Below are 17,399 nucleotides of genomic sequence, written 5' to 3'. Positions count from 1 at the left end.
GACATGGACCGCTATACCCCCGCACAGATCGAGGCCAAATGGCAGGCTGAATGGAACACTGCAGACGTGTTCAAAGCCAAAGCTGATACGTCAAAGCCGAAGTATTACGTACTTGAGATGTTTCCCTACCCGTCTGGCAATCTGCACATGGGGCACGTGCGCAACTACACCATGGGGGATGTGATTGCGCGTTATAAGATGTCGACAGGTCACAACGTGCTGCACCCAATGGGCTGGGACGCCTTTGGTATGCCCGCCGAGAATGCCGCAATGGCCAGCGGCGGCCATCCGAAAGACTGGACCTACGCAAATATTGCGCACATGCGCGATCAGATGAAGCCGCTTGGCTTGTCTATTGATTGGTCCCGTGAATTCGCCACGTGCGATCCCGAGTATTACGGCCAGCAGCAAGCGCTGTTCCTTGATATGCTCGCCTCCGACTTGGTCTACCGCAAAAACGCCGTGGTAAACTGGGACCCCGAAGACATGACGGTTCTGGCCAACGAACAAGTTATCGACGGCAAAGGCTGGCGCAGCGGCGCCGAGGTTGAACGCCGCGAGTTGACGCAATGGTTCTTTAAGATTTCCGATATGGCCGGTGAATTACGCGGCGCGCTTGAAAATCTGGACAACTGGCCCGCCAAAGTGCGCCTGATGCAGGAAAACTGGATCGGCCAGTCACGCGGTCTGCAATTCAGCTTCTCATTGATCAACGGCCCTGATGGGCGTGACGGCATTGAAGTGTACACAACGCGCCCCGACACTCTTTTGGGTGCATCCTTTGTGGGCATTTCGCCGGACCACCCCCTTGCCAAGCAACTGGAAGAAGACAACGCCGATCTGGCCGCTTTCAACGCCGAATGCCGCAAGGGCTCCACAACCGAAGAAGCTTTGGAAAAAGCTGATAAGATGGGCTTTGATACGGGCCTGCGCGTGCGTCACCCGCTTGATACCTCTTGGGAATTGCCGGTGTATGTCGCCAACTTCATCTTGATGGACTACGGCACCGGTGCGATTTTTGGCTGTCCTGCGCATGACCAGCGCGACTTTGACTTTGCGACCAAATATGATCTGCCGATTACGCCTATTTATCTGCCTGATGCAGACAGCGCACCTGAGCTGACCGAAGCGTATGTGCCCGCGAAAACCGATGTGGTGACCTACGTCAAAGGTTTCGCTGGCGAGGCCCAGCAAACAGGCGCAGCCGCAGTTGATGCAGCAATTGCGTTTTGTGAGGGCGAAGGCGTTGGCCAAGGCAAAACACAATATCGCCTGCGCGATTGGGGTCTGTCACGGCAACGCTATTGGGGTTGCCCCATTCCGGTTGTCCACTGTGATGCTTGCGGCGTTGTGCCCGAGCGCAAAGAAAACCTGCCGATCCGCCTACCTGATGATGTTTCATTCGATATCCCGGGTAACCCGCTGGATCGTCACCCGACGTGGCGCGATTGCGATTGCCCATCATGCGGCAAGCCAGCGCAGCGTGAAACGGACACCATGGATACGTTCGTGGACAGTTCGTGGTATTACAGTCGCTTCACAAGCCCCAATGCGACCACTCCGATTGACAGCGATGAGGCTGCCTATTGGATGAACGTCGATCAATATATTGGCGGTATTGAGCACGCAATTCTGCACCTTCTTTATTCACGGTTCTTTGCACGCGCGATGCACATCACGGGCCATCTACCAGCAAGTGCGGTTGAGCCGTTTGACGCGTTGTTCACACAAGGAATGGTCACGCACGAAATTTACCAAACCCGCGACACCAAAGGCCGCCCTGTTTATCACCTCCCCGAGGATGTGACGGACGGCAAATTGGCGGATGGAACAGAAGTTGAGATCATTCCGTCGGCCAAAATGTCAAAATCAAAGCGGAACGTAGTTGATCCACAAATCATCGTGGACACATACGGCGCAGATACCGCCCGCTGGTTTGTGCTGTCAGACAGCCCGCCCGAACGCGACGTTGAATGGACCGCATCTGGCGCAGAAGCGGCCCATAAATTCTTGGGACGTGTATGGCGTTTGGCTCAGGACATCGCCCAATCCGATGCACCCGCCAACGACCAAGACGATGCACTGCTGCGCGATATGCACAAAGCCATCCATGATGTAACGGGCGGTGTGGAATCCTTCGGGTTCAACGCAGCAATTGCAAAAATTTACGGTTTTGTCGCAACGCTTTCAAAATCCAAAGCCGGTGCTGCTGCCAAGCAAGAGGCAATGCGCACTTTGGCCCAACTGATCGCTCCGATGACGCCACACCTGGCCGAAGATATCTGGTCCGCCCTTGGGCAGACCGGCCTTGTGGTGACAGCCCCTTGGCCTGTCGCTGACGAAAAGATGCTGGTGGATGACACCGTCACGCTGCCCATCCAGATCAATGGCAAGCGCCGCTCGGAAATTGCGGTCCCAGCGGACATGTCTAAAGATGAGATTGAAAAACTGGTGCTGGCGGACAATGCTGTGGTCAAAGCACTGGATGGCGGGCAGCCCAAAAAGCTCATCGTCGTTCCCGGACGGATTGTGAATGTTGTTATCTAGACGATTATTTTGCATCGGCGCGCCGCTCGCTCTTGGGGCGTGCGGATTTGCGCCGTTACACAATGGCGCGGCCAAACGTGGTCAAATCGCATTTGATCCACCAGACGACCGCGTGTCTTTAGACCTTAGAAACGCGCTTGAAGATCGGTTAGGCACAGCACAATCCCCGTTATTCAAGCTTAGTTATGAAACTGAAATCCGTGAAGACGGCGTGGGCATCACAACGGATCAAGTTACGACGCGTTTCAATCTAATTGGCGAAACTCAATATACTTTGCGGCGGTTGTCCGATGATAGTGTTGTCACAAGTGGCGTCGTAGACAGCTTTACCAGCTATGCTGCAACAGGCACCACAGTTGCAACGCAGACCGCACAGCTTGATGCGCAACGCAGGTTGGTGGTGATCCTAGCGGATCAGATGACAGCGCGTCTTCTTGTGTCTTTGCCATGAAGCTTTCCCCACGCGATACGGCCAGTTATTTTCGCAAACCCGACCCGCGCAAAGCGGGTGTTTTGATTTTTGGAACTGATGCTCTGCGCGTCGCGGATAAGCGGCAGCAGATCATCCCCGCTCTGGTTGGTCCAAACGCGGAAGAAGAAATGCGTATTTCGCGCATCAGCGGCGCAGACATCCGCAAAGATCCGGCGATGCTTCTAGACGCGCTCAAGGCCATCAGTTTTTTCCCCGGTCCACGTGTTGCGTTCGTCGAAGAAGCAAATGATCTCAGCGCGCCCGCTATTTTAGCTGCCTTGCAGGACTGGTCCGAAGGCGATGCGCAACTGATCGTGACCGCAGGCAATCTCAAGCCGACATCGAAAATTCGCAAGGCTTTTGAGGCGCACCCAAATGCTTATTCCGCAGCGATCTATGACAATCCACCCACCCGCGAAGAGATTGAGCGTGATCTGGCAGATGCCGGTTTGCGCAACATTGATCGTGACAGCCTTGAGCATTTGACCGGCCTCGCAAACGAGCTTGAACCCGGTGATTTCCGTCAAACACTGACCAAACTTGTTATCTACAAATTGAACGACGAAACCCCACTTAGCCATGATGACATCTCCGCCTGTGCGCCCACGTCCACCGAGGCCGCGCTTGACGATGCGCTGAATATCGTCGCGGAGGGTCGTAGCGAACAACTTGGTCCTGTTTTGCGAAAACTGCAAAGCCAAGGCGTGCAACCGGTTGGCTTGTGCATTGGCGCCACCCGACATTTCCGAACGTTGCACGCTACTACCGTCAATCCGGCAAGCCTCTACATCAAAGGTCCCAAGGGCGATCAACTGCGCAGGCAGGCGTCAAAATGGGGGCGGATCAAACTTGAAGACGCGCTGCAATTGCTGATCAATACTGACCTACAGCTCAGGTCAGCGGATCAAGCGCCCCAAATGGCGTTGATGGAACGCGCCTTAATTAGACTAGCGATGATGGGAAGAAGATAAATGAAAGTTGTTGGTGCAATGGCAACCCGTGCATTTCGCGTGCTTTGGGTTTGTGAAGAACTCGGGATTGAATATGAGCACGTGCCTGCCCCCGTCCGATCTGCTCAGGCGTTAGAGCTCAGCCCAACAGGCAAAATTCCCGCCGTTGTTGTGGACGGCACCGCAATCACCGACAGCGTTGCGATCATGACCTACCTCACGGATAAGCACCAAGGCCTTACGTTTCCCGCAGGAACAATTGAGCGCGCCCAACAAGACGCGCATATGCATTTTATCATTGATGAGATCGACGGTGTTTTGTGGACGCATGCAAAACACACACACGCCCTGCCCGAGGATATGCGCATCCCAAATGTGACTGAGGCGCTGAAAGCCGAATTTGCGCAATCGCTTGACCGACTGGATGCACGGCTAACCGGAACATTCTTGATAGGCAACACGTTGACCTTACCAGATTTGCTGGCGGTACATTGCCTTAACTGGGCACGTGGTGTGGGCTTTCCAACAGGAAGCGACAAAGTCCAAGCATACGCCAAACGTTTGCGCGATCGGCCTTCGTTTAAAGCGGTACGTGCGCTGCCCTAAATCGCGGCAAGCGCCTCAACGGCGGCACGGCCCGCCCACCGACCTGTGGCAAGGCAGCCCGTCAATAGATACCCACCCGTTGGGGCGTCCCAGTCAATCATTTCGCCCGCGCAAAATGTGTTGGCCCGCGCGCGCAACATCAGATTGCTATCCAGTGCGGCCCAAGACACACCGCCGCTTGTGGAAATTGCCTCATCAAGATCACGCGGCCCGTCATGCAGGATTGGGACAGCCTTCAAAAGCGGTGCAAGATCATTGGGCAGAGGACGGCAAAATTCTTGAAGCAACGCAAGGCGCGCACCCGTAAGCTTGAGGCGCTTGCGAAGGTGGGAGGTCACACTGGCCTTGCCCCGCCCACCAAGCTTTTGACGCAGCACATCAACAGACAGGTCAGGGAACAAATCAACCGTAAGCCGCGCGCCATCGCGCATCGCTTTTGAGACAAGGTAAATACCACCCCCCTCAATGCCCGCTTTTGAAATAGTAAATTCTGCCCGCTCGGCCTGTCCGCCCGCGTGCAGAGCAACCGCTTTGATAGGCGCACCAAAATGCGCCTCCATGTGCGAGGACCAATTAACCCGGAAGCCCATATTCACCGGCTGAAACGGAACGATATCTTCAGTAGGCAGTGCCTCCGCCCAAGCACCGTCAGAACCAAGTTTGCGCCAACTAGCGCCACCCATCGCCAAAACAGTGACTTTAGCTTTCACGTTCTGCGGACCATTGGGAGTTTCAAAGACCGACAACGCGCCATCAAACCCCTGCCAACGCCAGCGGGTTTCGACACGCGCGTTTACTTCTGCCAAACACGCCCGAAGCAACGGTGATGCTTTCATGGCTTTGGGAAACACCCGCTTGCTCGAGCCTGTGAAAAGCGGCTGACCCAATGATTGGGCCCACGCCTGAACTTCACGCGCATCAAAGTCACGCAATATTGGTGCAAGCCGATCTGCAGAAGGACCAAAAGCCGGAAGCATCTCATCTAACGGCTCGTCCTTGGTTAGGTTTAGACCAGATTTTCCCGCCATAAGAAATTTGCGCGCAACACTGGGTTTATGCTCGGCCAACAGCACTGTGTAGCCAGCCTTGCCCAACACATCAGCGGCCATTAACCCCGCAGGTCCGGCCCCCACCACAAGTGCGTCAACGGCAGTTTCAGTCGTACAATGGCTCACTTAACCGCCCTGACACATACGCTTGATGGCATGGGCGTGCTCTTCACTAGCTTCAAGCGCATGGGCAACAAGCGCTTTGGCCTCGGCAACGGGATCTGTCGAAATGCGGTCAATCAAACCAAACTGCAGCGCGGTTTCCGCATCTATCTTCTGCCCTGCCATCAAAATCAGCTTGGTGCGCGCAGGTCCCATCAATGCCACCATACGTGCGGGGTCCGCGTGTTGCGGTAAATAGCCAAGCCGCATCACCGGATAGAAAAAATTCGCCGCAGGTACGGAGACACGTAAATCACAGGCCAGCGCGATACCAAAAGCACCCCCTGCCAACGTGCCGTTCAACGCAGCAATCGTCATACATGGCAACTTTGCAATTGCGCTAGAGGCCCGGTCCCAAACATCAGATGTGGCAAGACCTTCTTTTGCGGCATCAAGATCGGCACCCGCGCTGAACACTTTACCTTGGCCTGTCAAAACCAGCGCGCGCGCGTCTTGGGCGCTCTCAGCGATATCCACAATTTCGGCAAGCATATCATAAGTCAGCGCATTGGCCTTATCAGGGCGGGCCAATGTAATGGTCCAAAGGCCGTTATCTTTGTCTAAACGTATCATATCGTGCCCTTCACGCTGTTATCACTTGCAGTCTGCGCGCCGCGGACCAACATTACACCTAGCACTCCCTATTGCCAAAGAGGTACCCCGTTTATGCGACGTTTTCTTCTCAGTTCAGCTCTCCTCATTGGCACCACTGCGCCTGTTTTCGCAGATATCACACCAGAGCAACTTTGGGCGCGTTGGGCTGAGGATATGAAAAGTGTCGCTGACACAGTCGTGCTTAGTCAGTTCAACTTACTGGAAGATGGCATTTTGGTCGAAGGCCTAACGCTTGGCTTGGGCGCGCCGGAAGATGGCGTCATGGCCAGCCTTGCGTATCCGCCGCTAAAGCTGACGCAGCGGGCGGGCGGCAGCGTCGACATTTCACTTGGTGGGCCAGTTGCCATTAGCGTTGTCGAGACATCTGACGATACCGGCCCCCTGCGGATCGTCGGCGAAATAGTCACGAGTGGCTTTAGCATGATTGCATCAGGTGACATCAATGATCTGAGCTATGCATATGATGCAGAGACTGTGGATTTTTCGGCCAATGCAATCACCGCCGAGAATGCTGGCGTAAACGGTACCATCCGCGCCCAAGCGACCAATGTGGAGGGCAACAGCACAGATAAAACTGGCGATCTGCGCGCCGTTTCTCAAAGTATCTCTGCTGACGGGGTCGCGATTTCTGCCCGTTTTTCTGACCCAACCTCAGGCGGCGCATTTGACGTAAACGGGCGCATACAAGAACCGCAATTCACCGGGTCCTCCACAAGCGCCGCTGGCACCTACCCACTAGCAAGCCAAGCACCCTTCGCGCCGCAATCCTCGTTTGAAACCACATACAACACGGGTCTGACGGATCTGGCGTTTTCGGCCCAAGATGGCACCGGATCATGGACCGGCACTGTACGACAAGCGCAAAGCAGCACGCGTGCCGCAAGTAGCGCAACTCGTGTTGAATATAGCCAAGATGCCTCTGATATGACGTTCACGTTGGCAGGTGCGCTTCCGTTACCCATCAGCGCTACGCTTGATGAAGTCCGCGTCAAAGGCTCTGCACCGATTGCATTTGACCCAACCGAGCCGGAGCCAGACTATGCCCTTGAAGCGGTTTTGGCAGGGCTAAAGATCAACGAAAGCGTCTGGAGCATTTTTGATCCACAGGGCGGTCTGGGCAGGTCCGCCGCAACGATTTCCGTGTCTATCTCGGGCACAGGTGAATTCACGAACGGTGGACGCGGGCCCTTTGCACCCAAAACTGCACGTCTAAACGACCTGACCCTGACAGCGCTTGGCGCCACAGCAACCGGTCAAGGCGACATGCGCTTTGTTGGCCCCCAAAACCCAATCGACCTGACGATGCCCGCGATGGCAGGCAAGGCCGAGTTTACGTTCAGTGGCGTCACTGAAGTCATGAGCACGATGGCCCAACTTGGCATCCTTGCACCCGAACAGCTGTTTGGCGCACAAATGATGATGGGGTTCTTTACGCGGCCTGCAGAAAACGGAACTGATTTGCAAACCACCATCGAGATGCGCGAAAATGGCGAGCAATATATCAACGGTCAGCGGGTTCGCTAAACTCGCCACTGCCCCGCACCACGCAAAAACATCCGACTTGCTATTCTGGCAAGCACCACGATACGCAACCCTGAACTTCAGACCAAGGAACACCTCATGCACGATTTGTCGCGACTAAGCCAAGCCCTGCTCGACGCTGCGAAACAGGCCGGCGCTGATGCGGCAGATGTGTTGACCGTTCAGGGCACTGCCGTTGAGTTTGATGTGCGTGAAGGCAAGCTGGAACAAGCGGAACGATCCGAAGGGATTGATCTGGGCCTTCGAGTTTTCATTGGTCAAAAGCAAGCATGCATCTCAAGTTCTGACAGCAGTGACCGCGCCATTTCCGAAATGGCAGAACGCGCAGTTGCGATGGCAAAAGTTGCGCCCGCCGATCCCTACGCAGGACTTGCGGACCGCGCTCAGCTGGCGACAAACACAGATGTTGCTAACCTAGAATTGCATGACCCAAGTCCAGAGCCATCTGCCAAAACCCTGCAAGATGACGCGCAAGCCGCAGAAGAAGCGGCCCGTGCAATCAACGGTGTCGCGCAAGTTCAATCCGCCTCAGCCAGCTATTCTGCACGTGACATTCATGTTGCAAACAGCCTTGGGTTTAATGCGGGTTACGCGCGCACAGACCGCTCAATCTCATGCGTCGCGATTAGCGGCACAGGTCTTGAAATGGAGCGGGATTATGACTTTGATGCGCGTATTTTCCAAAACGAGCTACGCAGCGCCGCAGACATTGGCCGCGTTGCCGGTGAGCGCTGCGTTGAACGCACAGGCGCACGACAGCCTGCGACCGGTACCTATCCCGTTCTGTTTGACGAGCGCATTTCATCAAGCCTGATTTCGCATCTTTTGTCTGCGGTGAACGGGGCAGGTATTGCACGCGGCTCGTCATGGCTGCGCGATGCATTGGGCCAACAGGTCTTGCCGCAGCATCTGTCGATTACAGAGAACCCGCACCGCGCCCGTGTGTCTGGAAGCCGTGTGTTTGACGCCGAGGGACTGCCCACAAAGCAGCGCGCTATTGTCGAGGCAGGCACCCTGACAGGCTGGACACTTGATCTCGCTACTGCGCGGCAGTTGGGGCTGGAAAGCACAGCCAACGCGATGCGCGGCACCTCATCACCACCGCGCCCAGGCACGACCAATATCAGCCTGACACAAGGCACACAAAGCCGCGGCGACCTGATCCGCGATATGGGCACCGGGCTTTTGGTAACGTCGATGATTGGCTCAACCATCAATCCAAATACCGGCGATTATTCACGCGGAGCGTCTGGCTTTTGGGTGGAAAACGGCGAGATCGCATATCCCGTCAACGAGTGCACTATCGCGGGCAATCTCAAGGCAATGCTTGGCACGATCGTCCCCGCTAATGACGCGCACGCGCACCTAAACTACGTAGTGCCATCGCTGCTTTTTGACGGGATGACATTAGCAGGTGCCTAGCGATTTAGAATTATTGGTCACCGCCGCCCGAGAGGCTGGAAAAATCGCACGCGGTTTTTTCAAGTCTGACCCGAAAGTCTGGGAAAAATCTAACAATGCGGGCCCCGTCACCGAGGCAGACTTAGCCGTAAACCAAATGCTGGAAAGGACGCTTCCCGCAGCACGTCCTGATTACGGATGGCTGTCCGAGGAAACCGAGGAAACCGAGGAAACCGAGGAAACCGAGGATGACACCTCACGGCGCAATAAACCACGCGTTTTCGTTATTGACCCGATTGACGGCACGCGCGCGTTTATCGCGGGCTCTGATACTTGGGCGCATTCGCTGGCCGTTGTCGAAGACGGCAGGCCCGTTGCCGCGGTAGTCTATCTGCCAGTGCTCGACAAAATGTACACTGCGTCCCGTGACGTGCCTGCTAAATTGAACGGTCAGGAAATCACGGTAAGCGGGCGGACCGAAATCAGCGGTGCCACTGTGCTGGCGGCAAAGCCAAACTTTGACCAACACCACTGGCGCGGTGACGTGCCTGATGTTGAGCCTGCATTTAGATCATCACTTGCCTACCGAATGGCGCTGGTGGCGGAGGGCCGTTTTGATGCGATGCTTACTTTGCGCCCAACTTGGGAGTGGGACGTGGCCGCAGGCAGCCTTTTGGTTACACAAGCGGGCGGTGCGGTCACAGGCAGACACAATGAAGAACCTGTGTTCAACAATGCGATGCCACAGCTTTCTGGCATGGTTGCGGCAGGGCCACCGGTTCACAAAGAGCTTATTAAGGCACTCGCCTGATCGATCATTTACGCGCTTTGCCTGCGGCATTATGGTACGCGCAACATTATCTACCCCCCAAGCGGAGAAACCAATGACACAGCGCCTACACCTCGTTTTCGGCGGAGAGCTTATCGACCCCACCAAGAATGCCTTCAAAGATGTGAACGACATTCACATCGTCGGGATTTTTCCAAACTATGAAGCCGCGTATAACGCATGGAAATCCGAGGCCCAGCGCACCGTAGATAATGCCCACATGCGTTACTTCATCGCGCATTTGCACCGTCTGCGTGATGAGGCAACGCCCGCCTCATCCACAGAAGAACTCGGGCTTTAAGGCCGACGTGATCCGCGCAGCCCTTCCTGCTGGCCAACCGGGCGTAGCCCGTGGCCCCAAGGATTGGCCTGCGCGACCCAGCGGAGCTTTGATACTTGCGCTGGACCCAAGCGGACACCACAGTCAAGCAATTCAGGCGCTTGAACCTTTGATCCGCGAGGAGCGAGGCGATGGCACGTTCGTGATTTTCAATCCGCAAACACCGACCCATATTGACGAAGTGCTGGATGCACGGATCAGTAAAACACTAAAACACTGGATGCCGGATTTAGTGGTGTGGGCAGGCGACGCAAGTTGCGCAACCAGTGTGCAAAAAATAAATGCGGCGCGTATTCCGCAAACGCTTTTGAACCTAAGCGAGGCTGCTGCGGAAAGACGTGGCTCACGGTGGCCATTCGGGCTTCGCAAATCAGTGTTTGCGCATTTTGACAAAATTTGCACCCTCAATCGTGAGGCCGCCAATGCGGTGATCAAGAACGGCGCAAATGCAGACGCAGTTCGCACCACGGGTCAGCTCCGGCCACTGTCAGCCCCTCTGCTTGCTAACCCTCAAGACATTGAGCGTTATGCGGCACACCTACACAACCGTCCAGCTTGGCTGGCTATTGATGCGGGGCCACGCGACATGCAGCGGATTTCCAAAGCCCACCGCACGGCAATGGCCAGCAACCACCGATTGCTTCTGATCTTGATGCCTCAAAATGATGCTACTGAAACGGCAGCGAAATTCGCAGACAACGGATGGAATGTAGCGCTTAGTAGCCAGATCGAGACAATGTCAGAAGCCAGCCAGGTACTGGTTGTAGATACTGACCAAGACCCAGGCATTTGGCTAAGACTGTCGCCAGTTGTCTTTATGGGTGGCAGCTTTGATGGGATGTGCCGTTCCCCGATGGATGCGGCCTCGCTCGGGGCGGCAATCGTACACGGCGAAAGCACCGCGCCACATGGGGATGCCTTTCGATCACTGGCCAAAATGCAAGCCACGCACCCCGTGCGCAGTGACGCGGATTTAGAACGCGCTGTGATCGAGTTGCAGGCCCCAGACAGACAGGCGACGCTTGCACACCGTGCGTGGGATGTCGCGACCCAAGCTGCACCTGTTGTTGACGAGGTACTTGCGATACTGAACGACCAACTTGATGCAATCGGGGTCTGAAAGATGCGCGCGCCTTCATTCTGGTACCGGCCAACAGATATTCGTGGCGCGTTATTGTCACCTTTGGGATCGCTGTACGCCTTAGCGACCAAGCGCCGGGTCGCACAGCCCGCCAAAACCAAAACGCAAGCTAAGACCATTTGTATCGGCAACATCAACGCCGGTGGTACAGGCAAAACACCGACTGCCATTGCCCTCATTCAACAAATATCCGAGCGTGGCAACAGCGTCGCTTGCTTGTCCCGCGGCTATGGGGGCAGCCTTGACGGACCTATCCTAGTCACCCCTCAACATACTGCTGATCAAGTAGGCGATGAGCCTTTGTTGCTTTCTGCTTTTGCGCCAACGGTTGTAGCCAAAGATCGATCAGCGGGGGCCGCTTTCGCAGATACACTTGGGGTTGATGTCATCTTGATGGATGACGGCTTTCAGAACCCTGATGTTTCCAAGGACGCAAGTATTGTTGTCGTTGATGCCGTAAAGGGATTTGGCAATGGTCGGACAATACCTGCTGGACCGCTACGCGAACCGGTTCAAGCGGGACTGAAACGGGCGGATTTACTACTCTCCATCGGGCCACAACCGGCACAGAAAACCTTTGAGGAGCAATGGGGAAAAACCATCCACTGCCCGCATGTCACAGGGCATCTTGTCCCACTACAAACAGGTATGGTCTGGACCGATCTGCCAGTGCTGGCCTTTGCAGGTATCGGTCACCCAGAGAAGTTTTTTGCCACACTGAAAGCTGTTGGCGCGGATATAAAGCGCGCCGAAGCTTTGGCCGACCACCAACCTCTAACACCTGCTCTGATGGCGCGCCTTGAGGCAGAAGCCCGCGCCCTGCCTGCACAATTGGTCACAACAGAAAAAGACGCCGTGCGATTGCCCGACGCCTTTAGGAGTAAAGTGTTAGCTTTGCCAGTACGACTTGCCTTTTACGACAAGACCGAAATTAACGCGCTGCTGGATCGGTTCGGGCTTTAGTTCAACTTTTCATCGATGATCGACTGAAACTCAGCGAAGTTCATGTTTGAGTAGGTCCGCCCATCAATCACAAAAGACGGCGTGGATGAAATACCGTCACGGGCGGCATTTGCCTCATACCAAGCGACAAGCGTTTCGGCCTGCTCTGCATCATTAAGGCAGGCATCCAATTGCTCGTTGTTCATACCGGCTGTACGGCCAATCTTGCGCAGGGCATCCGCGATTGCAACAGGGTCTTGCAGACGCGCCCATTCAGATTGCTGGGCATAAAGTTCAGTGGTGATGCCAAAGAACTTTTGCTCGCCACCACATCGGGCCACCATTGAACCCCAAAGCCCGAAGCGATCAAAATACACTTCGCGGTAGGTGAATTTGACTTTGCCCGTATCGATGTAGTCCGTCTTCAATTGCTTGAATGGGCCTTCGTGAAAACGCGCGCAATGCGGACATGTGTAGCTGGCGTATTCAATGATCTCGACGGGCGCATCATCCGCACCAAGGGTCATCTCTTGCACCCCGTCCACCATTGCAACTGTCTCAACTGCTGCCTCGGCAGGCTCGCTTGGGCCGCCGAAATACCAACCAGCACCCCCGGCAACCGCTACGATTACGGCTGCTATGGCCAGAAAACCTTTGTTCATCTTGCTCACCTATTCTTGCGCTTTGACTTGTGCATAACATTGGCCCCAAGCGCGGCAAGCGCAAGGCGCAATCCATCATCTGCAACATCAGACACGACATTGTCAGCAGCTTTGGTAACTTCGGCGGGCGGCTGTGCCTTGGTCGCTTGTGAAGCCCCGAATTGAACCCTGCCCTGATTAAAACCAGTTGGCGCCGTTTGCGTAATCCGAATTTTTGCAATGGCGTTATAGCCGTAACATGCATTCACTTTATCTTGGATCTGCGGCACCTGCATCTGCAACAGCGAGGCATGCGCGCCCGTGGTCAAAATAGTCAGCGTCCCACCAAAACCACGGCCAAACTTTACTTCGATCGGCACGGCGCATTGCGCAATATCTGCGCCAACGATCTCTTCCCAATGGGTCAGTAGGCGTGCTTGCGCAAACCCACGGCTTTCCGACGCATTTCTAATGCGCTTTTGCAAAAGAGAGGAAGTCGTCTTGAAGCCTTTGGTTGTAGAGTATCGCCGCATGGGATTATTGTTCCGACTGAATTTGGCTCTAATTTGTGGCGCGGACGCAAGATGCTGCGCTCCGAATCTTTCCGATCTTACCAAAAAGGCGTCCCTTTGTGACACACCCAAACAGCGACGACCTACTGCAATGGTATGACATCAACGCCCGTGAAATGCCATGGCGCACGCCACCCGCTGAAAAGCAAGCTGGCGTAAAGCCCGATCCATACCGTGTTTGGATGTCCGAGATCATGTTGCAACAAACCACTGTTGCGACAGTGCGTGACTACTTCATCAAATTCACAAAACGCTGGCCAACCGTCGATGACCTCGCTGCTGCCGAAGATGCTGACGTCATGGCCTATTGGGCAGGTCTTGGATATTACGCCCGCGCGCGCAACTTACTCAAATGCGCACGCGCCGTCTCCCAACTCGGTGCCTTCCCCCAAACCTATGATGAGCTGATCAAACTACCCGGCATCGGCCCCTATACTGCCGCCGCAGTATCTTCGATTGCATTCGATGAGCCGTCACCTGTGATGGACGGCAATGTTGAGCGCGTGATGGCACGCCTCTTTGATATTCATACGCCTCTGCCTGCAGCAAAACCTGAACTATATGCCAAAACCGCCGAGTTGACGCCGCGCGCACGTGCAGGGGACTACGCCCAAGCCGTCATGGATTTGGGCGCTACCATTTGCACCCCTAAGAACCCCGCCTGTGGTATTTGCCCATGGTGGACACCGTGCTTGGCACGTCAAAACGGAACTGCCGCCGAGCTGCCCAAGAAGACGCCCAAAAAGCCGAAACCAACCCGCCACGGAATTGCCTATGTGGTTCATAGCGATACAGGTGCGTTACTTCTCGAAACCCGTCCCGAAAAAGGGCTACTTGGCGGTATGCTAGGCTGGCCTACCAGTGATTGGTGCGACGAGCCATCGGCCGCACCACCGCTTGATGTGAAATGGACAAAAGTGAACGCACAGACCCTGCATACCTTCACCCACTTTAACCTACGTTTGGACGTAATGGTCGCAACCGTTGAGGGCGTACCAATGGTTTCAGGCCGTCATTGGGTTGAAAAGCATGCGTTTCAGCCATCGGCCCTGCCCACTGTAATGCGCAAGGTTTGGGATATCGCCCGCAAGGCATAACGCCATATTTGAGCCTAAAGCTGTTTTTAATATACTGTAGCTAAGTAAGTGTTTCGGAGGGTTCTCAAATGGCATCATCATTCAGCAAAGCTTTGCCTTTTTGACTATCGCTCGGGCTGATCCCATTGATCTGGATCGGTGCAGTATTTGGTGGCGTTTGGGTTTTCGCCCTACCGATTTCCGCATGGTACCTCTTTTCAATAATTGACGCTTTCGCCGGATTAAACGAGCAGAACGAGGATCCCCACACCCCAGACACAGATCTGTTTTGGTACCGCTTAATCACACTGATTTGGGCACCAATACAGTTTTGCACGCTCTTTGGTGTGCTTTGGTTCACGCTACACTCTGGGCATCTGGCCACTTGGGAAATGGTCTTTTTGTTTGTCGGGATGGGCGTGATTACCGGTACCGTTGGCATCAACTACAGTCATGAACTGATGCATCAAAAGCCCAAAGTTGAGCGTGCTTTGGCGGACATCTTGTTGGCCATGGCGCTCTATTCGCACTTCCGTTCTGAACACCTTTTGGTTCACCACCGCTACGTTGCCACCCCGCGTGACCCAGTTACCGCACGATATAACGAGGGATTTCACAGATTTTTCCCACGTGTTTTGCGCGCGTCTTGGCAGTCAGCATTTAAGGCAGAAGCGGCGATGCTTGCCCGCAAATCCAAAACTTGGACGCACCCCAGTAACCCGTTTTTCAAATACTGGGTGCTGCAATTGGGCATGCTCACGCTTGCCTTTTTGCTGGGTGGTTTTGTCGGGGTTGGGTTATTTCTATTACAAGCCGCCGTGGCCATTTGGCAGCTTGAACTGGTGAATTACATTGAACACTACGGCCTGACGCGTGCGCATATTGGTGACGGAAAATATGAACACGTAAAGCCACACCACTCATGGAACGCCGCGCATAAGGCATCAAACTGGCTTTTGATAAATCTTCAACGGCACTCCGATCATCATTACAAACCTGACCGCCGGTTTCCGCTTTTGCAGAATTACAGCACAGAAGAGGCTCCGCAGTTGCCGTACGGTTATCCCGTAATGACGATGCTGGCCATGATCCCCCCCCTTTGGCGTAGGCGCATGAACCCGCGTGTCCGGCAATGGCGCAAACAGCATTATCCCCAGATCACGGATTGGCAGCCCTATAATGACGCCTCAAATCCGCTGCCACGCTAAACAAAAAAACCCCCGTCGCTTGTAAAAAGCAGACGAGGGTAAGGTGCGCGCTTGCGTGAAAAGTCGCAAGCGCTGGCGGTAACTGTTGTAAATTTAGCGGTTTAGATGTTCTTCATCTCAGCGCGAATTTGCTGACGCAGAACATCAATTGGCATCTTTTGACCTTCGTTTTTATAGTGCCAATAGGTCCAGCCGTTGCAGCTTGGCGCGCCCTCAATCGCGGCGCCTACTTGGTGGATAGACCCCTTCACATCGTGCGCAACAAGTGTTCCGTCAGCACGTACTTTTGCGACCTGACCACGTGGCGATGTCAGAACTTCACCCGGACGCAGCATGCCGCGCTCAACAAGCTGGCCGAACGGCACACGTGGCTCAGCGCGCTTTGATTGCGTGACCTGAAGCGCATCTTTGTCAAACTTGCGAACCGCAGCGATACGTTTTTCAGCAACCGCACGGTACTCAGCTTCGCGCTCAATGCCGATAAATTCACGGCCAAGCATCTTGGCAACAGCGCCAGTTGTGCCCGTGCCGAAGAATGGATCAAGAACCACATCACCCGGATTTGTCGTGGCCACCAAAACGCGGTGCAACAGGCTGTGCGGTTTTTGTGTTGGGTGCGCTTTATCGCCATTTTTTTTCTTGATCCGCTCATGGCCCGTGCAAATTGGCAAGACCCAGTCAGAGCGCATCTGAACGCCTTCGTTCAACGACTTCAGCGCCTCGTAGTTGAATGTATATTTGCTGGCTTCCTGCTTTGAGGCCCAGATCAACGTCTCATGCGCGTTGGTCAGGCGTTTGCCACGGAAGTTTGGCATTGGGTTGGACTTGCGCCACACCACATCGTTCAAAATCCAGAAGCCTTGGTTCTGCAGTTCAGCACCCATGCGGAACACGTTGTGGTAACTGCCAATCAGCCAGATCGCGCCATTTGGCTTCAGCAAGCGGCGGGCCGCAGCAAGCCAGTCACGCGTAAAACGGTCATAGGCTTTGAAACTGTCGAACTGATCCCAATCGTTATCAACCGCATCGACCTTAGAGTTGTCCGGCCGGTGCAACTCACCCTTCAATTGCAGGTTATAGGGTGGGTCTGCGAAAATCAGGTCTACACTGTTTTCAGGCAGTGCATTCATCCGTTCGATGCAGTCGCCATCCAAAATAGTATTGAGGGGCAGCGCCGCCGGGGCTGCCTTTGTTTTTGTCTTTGTCATGTCTGCCTCATAGTGCCACGTTGTGTGGTCATTTGTTGCTACCAACATGAGTCAGAGACGATTCGTGGTCAATTTCTTTTTTGAATCAATATGTTAGA

Annotated in this window: 16 protein-coding genes and 1 pseudogene; 12 read left to right on the top strand and 5 right to left on the bottom strand. The window is 54.7% G+C overall.

Features of this window, described 5'->3' with window-relative positions; genetic code table 11:
* Positions 1-3 precede the first annotated feature (3 nt).
* Genes leuS through NIG5292_RS06530 form a run of 4 tightly spaced genes read left to right on the top strand, consistent with a single transcriptional unit; the run spans position 4 to position 4,575 of the window.
* Complete coding sequence (gene leuS, locus NIG5292_RS06545) at positions 4-2,547, top strand: leucine--tRNA ligase (RefSeq protein WP_048598675.1); 2,544 nt, start codon at positions 4-6, stop codon at positions 2,545-2,547.
* On the top strand, positions 2,534-2,998 hold the full coding sequence (gene lptE, locus NIG5292_RS06540) for an LPS assembly lipoprotein LptE (RefSeq protein ID WP_048598674.1): 465 nt from the start codon (positions 2,534-2,536) through the stop codon (positions 2,996-2,998). Before leuS ends, lptE begins: the two co-directional genes overlap by 14 nt.
* Complete coding sequence (gene holA, locus NIG5292_RS06535) at positions 2,995-3,990, top strand: DNA polymerase III subunit delta (RefSeq protein WP_048598673.1); 996 nt, start codon at positions 2,995-2,997, stop codon at positions 3,988-3,990. The genes lptE and holA overlap by 4 nt, the downstream gene beginning before the upstream one ends.
* The gene (locus NIG5292_RS06530; RefSeq protein WP_048598672.1) at positions 3,991-4,575 is read left to right on the top strand and encodes a glutathione S-transferase family protein; all 585 of its coding nucleotides are present in this window, start codon (positions 3,991-3,993) and stop codon (positions 4,573-4,575) included.
* On the opposite strand, the gene NIG5292_RS06525 is transcribed toward NIG5292_RS06530, so the two are convergent.
* Positions 4,572-5,684: a TIGR03862 family flavoprotein gene (locus NIG5292_RS06525; protein WP_370726490.1), complete on the bottom strand. Its 1,113-nt coding sequence runs from the start codon at positions 5,682-5,684 to the stop codon at positions 4,572-4,574. The genes NIG5292_RS06530 and NIG5292_RS06525 overlap by 4 nt on opposite strands.
* A 66-nt stretch (positions 5,685-5,750) precedes the next feature.
* Entirely contained in the window at positions 5,751-6,359 is a 609-nt protein-coding gene (locus NIG5292_RS06520; RefSeq protein WP_048598670.1) for an enoyl-CoA hydratase/isomerase family protein, read from the bottom strand.
* A 93-nt stretch (positions 6,360-6,452) separates the two neighbouring features.
* On the opposite strand from NIG5292_RS06520, the gene NIG5292_RS06515 reads away from it, so the two are divergent.
* The 6 genes from NIG5292_RS06515 to lpxK all read left to right on the top strand — a co-directional run bounded on the left by NIG5292_RS06515 (position 6,453) and on the right by lpxK (position 12,617).
* Positions 6,453-7,925, top strand: a complete 1,473-nt coding sequence (locus NIG5292_RS06515; RefSeq protein ID WP_048598669.1) for a hypothetical protein — start codon at positions 6,453-6,455, stop codon at positions 7,923-7,925.
* Between the two features lie 96 nt (positions 7,926-8,021).
* Positions 8,022-9,365, top strand: coding sequence for a TldD/PmbA family protein (locus NIG5292_RS06510; protein WP_048598668.1), 1,344 nt, complete (start codon positions 8,022-8,024; stop codon positions 9,363-9,365).
* Positions 9,358-10,155, top strand: coding sequence for an inositol monophosphatase family protein (locus NIG5292_RS06505; protein WP_048598667.1), 798 nt, complete (start codon positions 9,358-9,360; stop codon positions 10,153-10,155). Before NIG5292_RS06510 ends, NIG5292_RS06505 begins: the two co-directional genes overlap by 8 nt.
* Before the next feature lie 73 nt (positions 10,156-10,228).
* Positions 10,229-10,474, top strand: coding sequence for a DUF4170 domain-containing protein (locus NIG5292_RS06500; RefSeq protein WP_177193441.1), 246 nt, complete (start codon positions 10,229-10,231; stop codon positions 10,472-10,474).
* Positions 10,431-11,633, top strand: coding sequence for a 3-deoxy-D-manno-octulosonic acid transferase (locus NIG5292_RS06495; protein WP_158441648.1), 1,203 nt, complete (start codon positions 10,431-10,433; stop codon positions 11,631-11,633). The genes NIG5292_RS06500 and NIG5292_RS06495 overlap by 44 nt, the downstream gene beginning before the upstream one ends.
* A 3-nt stretch (positions 11,634-11,636) precedes the next feature.
* Positions 11,637-12,617: a tetraacyldisaccharide 4'-kinase gene (gene lpxK, locus NIG5292_RS06490; RefSeq protein ID WP_048598664.1), complete on the top strand. Its 981-nt coding sequence runs from the start codon at positions 11,637-11,639 to the stop codon at positions 12,615-12,617.
* On the opposite strand, the gene NIG5292_RS06485 is transcribed toward lpxK, so the two are convergent.
* Both NIG5292_RS06485 and NIG5292_RS06480 read right to left on the bottom strand, forming a co-directional pair.
* Positions 12,614-13,258, bottom strand: coding sequence for a DsbA family protein (locus NIG5292_RS06485; protein ID WP_048598808.1), 645 nt, complete (start codon positions 13,256-13,258; stop codon positions 12,614-12,616). The two genes, lpxK and NIG5292_RS06485, sit on opposite strands and share 4 nt — an antisense overlap.
* A 5-nt stretch (positions 13,259-13,263) precedes the next feature.
* Positions 13,264-13,770, bottom strand: coding sequence for a DUF721 domain-containing protein (locus NIG5292_RS06480; RefSeq protein ID WP_048598663.1), 507 nt, complete (start codon positions 13,768-13,770; stop codon positions 13,264-13,266).
* A gap of 155 nt (positions 13,771-13,925) precedes the next feature.
* On the opposite strand from NIG5292_RS06480, the gene NIG5292_RS06475 reads away from it, so the two are divergent.
* Positions 13,926-14,906: an A/G-specific adenine glycosylase gene (locus NIG5292_RS06475; RefSeq protein ID WP_082136656.1), complete on the top strand. Its 981-nt coding sequence runs from the start codon at positions 13,926-13,928 to the stop codon at positions 14,904-14,906.
* 68 nt (positions 14,907-14,974) lie between these two features.
* Positions 14,975-16,093, top strand: a pseudogene (locus tag NIG5292_RS06470) (alkane 1-monooxygenase).
* Positions 16,094-16,194: 101 nt separating this feature from the next.
* Here NIG5292_RS06470 and NIG5292_RS06465 read toward each other — a convergent pair.
* Positions 16,195-17,301 carry a site-specific DNA-methyltransferase gene (locus NIG5292_RS06465; protein ID WP_048598807.1) on the bottom strand — a complete coding sequence of 369 codons (1,107 nt, stop codon included), beginning with the start codon at positions 17,299-17,301 and terminating at the stop codon, positions 16,195-16,197.
* Between the last annotated feature and the right edge of the window lie 98 nt (positions 17,302-17,399).

This window comes from Nereida ignava (genome assembly GCF_001049735.1).
GTDB lineage: Bacteria > Pseudomonadota > Alphaproteobacteria > Rhodobacterales > Rhodobacteraceae > Nereida > Nereida ignava.
Note: the sequence above shows the minus strand (reverse complement) of the source record. Positions and strands in the feature narration are given on the sequence as shown.

Coding starts and splice junctions, on each gene's coding strand:
- leuS (WP_048598675.1), top strand. CDS start 4: ATGGACCGCTATACCCCCGCACAGATCGAGGCCAAATGGCAGGCTGAA.
- lptE (WP_048598674.1), top strand. CDS start 2,534: ATGTTGTTATCTAGACGATTATTTTGCATCGGCGCGCCGCTCGCTCTT.
- holA (WP_048598673.1), top strand. CDS start 2,995: ATGAAGCTTTCCCCACGCGATACGGCCAGTTATTTTCGCAAACCCGAC.
- NIG5292_RS06530 (WP_048598672.1), top strand. CDS start 3,991: ATGAAAGTTGTTGGTGCAATGGCAACCCGTGCATTTCGCGTGCTTTGG.
- NIG5292_RS06525 (WP_370726490.1), bottom strand. CDS start 5,684: ATGGCCGCTGATGTGTTGGGCAAGGCTGGCTACACAGTGCTGTTGGCC.
- NIG5292_RS06520 (WP_048598670.1), bottom strand. CDS start 6,359: ATGATACGTTTAGACAAAGATAACGGCCTTTGGACCATTACATTGGCC.
- NIG5292_RS06515 (WP_048598669.1), top strand. CDS start 6,453: ATGCGACGTTTTCTTCTCAGTTCAGCTCTCCTCATTGGCACCACTGCG.
- NIG5292_RS06510 (WP_048598668.1), top strand. CDS start 8,022: ATGCACGATTTGTCGCGACTAAGCCAAGCCCTGCTCGACGCTGCGAAA.
- NIG5292_RS06500 (WP_177193441.1), top strand. CDS start 10,229: ATGACACAGCGCCTACACCTCGTTTTCGGCGGAGAGCTTATCGACCCC.
- NIG5292_RS06495 (WP_158441648.1), top strand. CDS start 10,431: ATGAGGCAACGCCCGCCTCATCCACAGAAGAACTCGGGCTTTAAGGCC.
- lpxK (WP_048598664.1), top strand. CDS start 11,637: ATGCGCGCGCCTTCATTCTGGTACCGGCCAACAGATATTCGTGGCGCG.
- NIG5292_RS06485 (WP_048598808.1), bottom strand. CDS start 13,258: ATGAACAAAGGTTTTCTGGCCATAGCAGCCGTAATCGTAGCGGTTGCC.
- NIG5292_RS06480 (WP_048598663.1), bottom strand. CDS start 13,770: ATGCGGCGATACTCTACAACCAAAGGCTTCAAGACGACTTCCTCTCTT.
- NIG5292_RS06475 (WP_082136656.1), top strand. CDS start 13,926: ATGCCATGGCGCACGCCACCCGCTGAAAAGCAAGCTGGCGTAAAGCCC.
- NIG5292_RS06465 (WP_048598807.1), bottom strand. CDS start 17,301: ATGACAAAGACAAAAACAAAGGCAGCCCCGGCGGCGCTGCCCCTCAAT.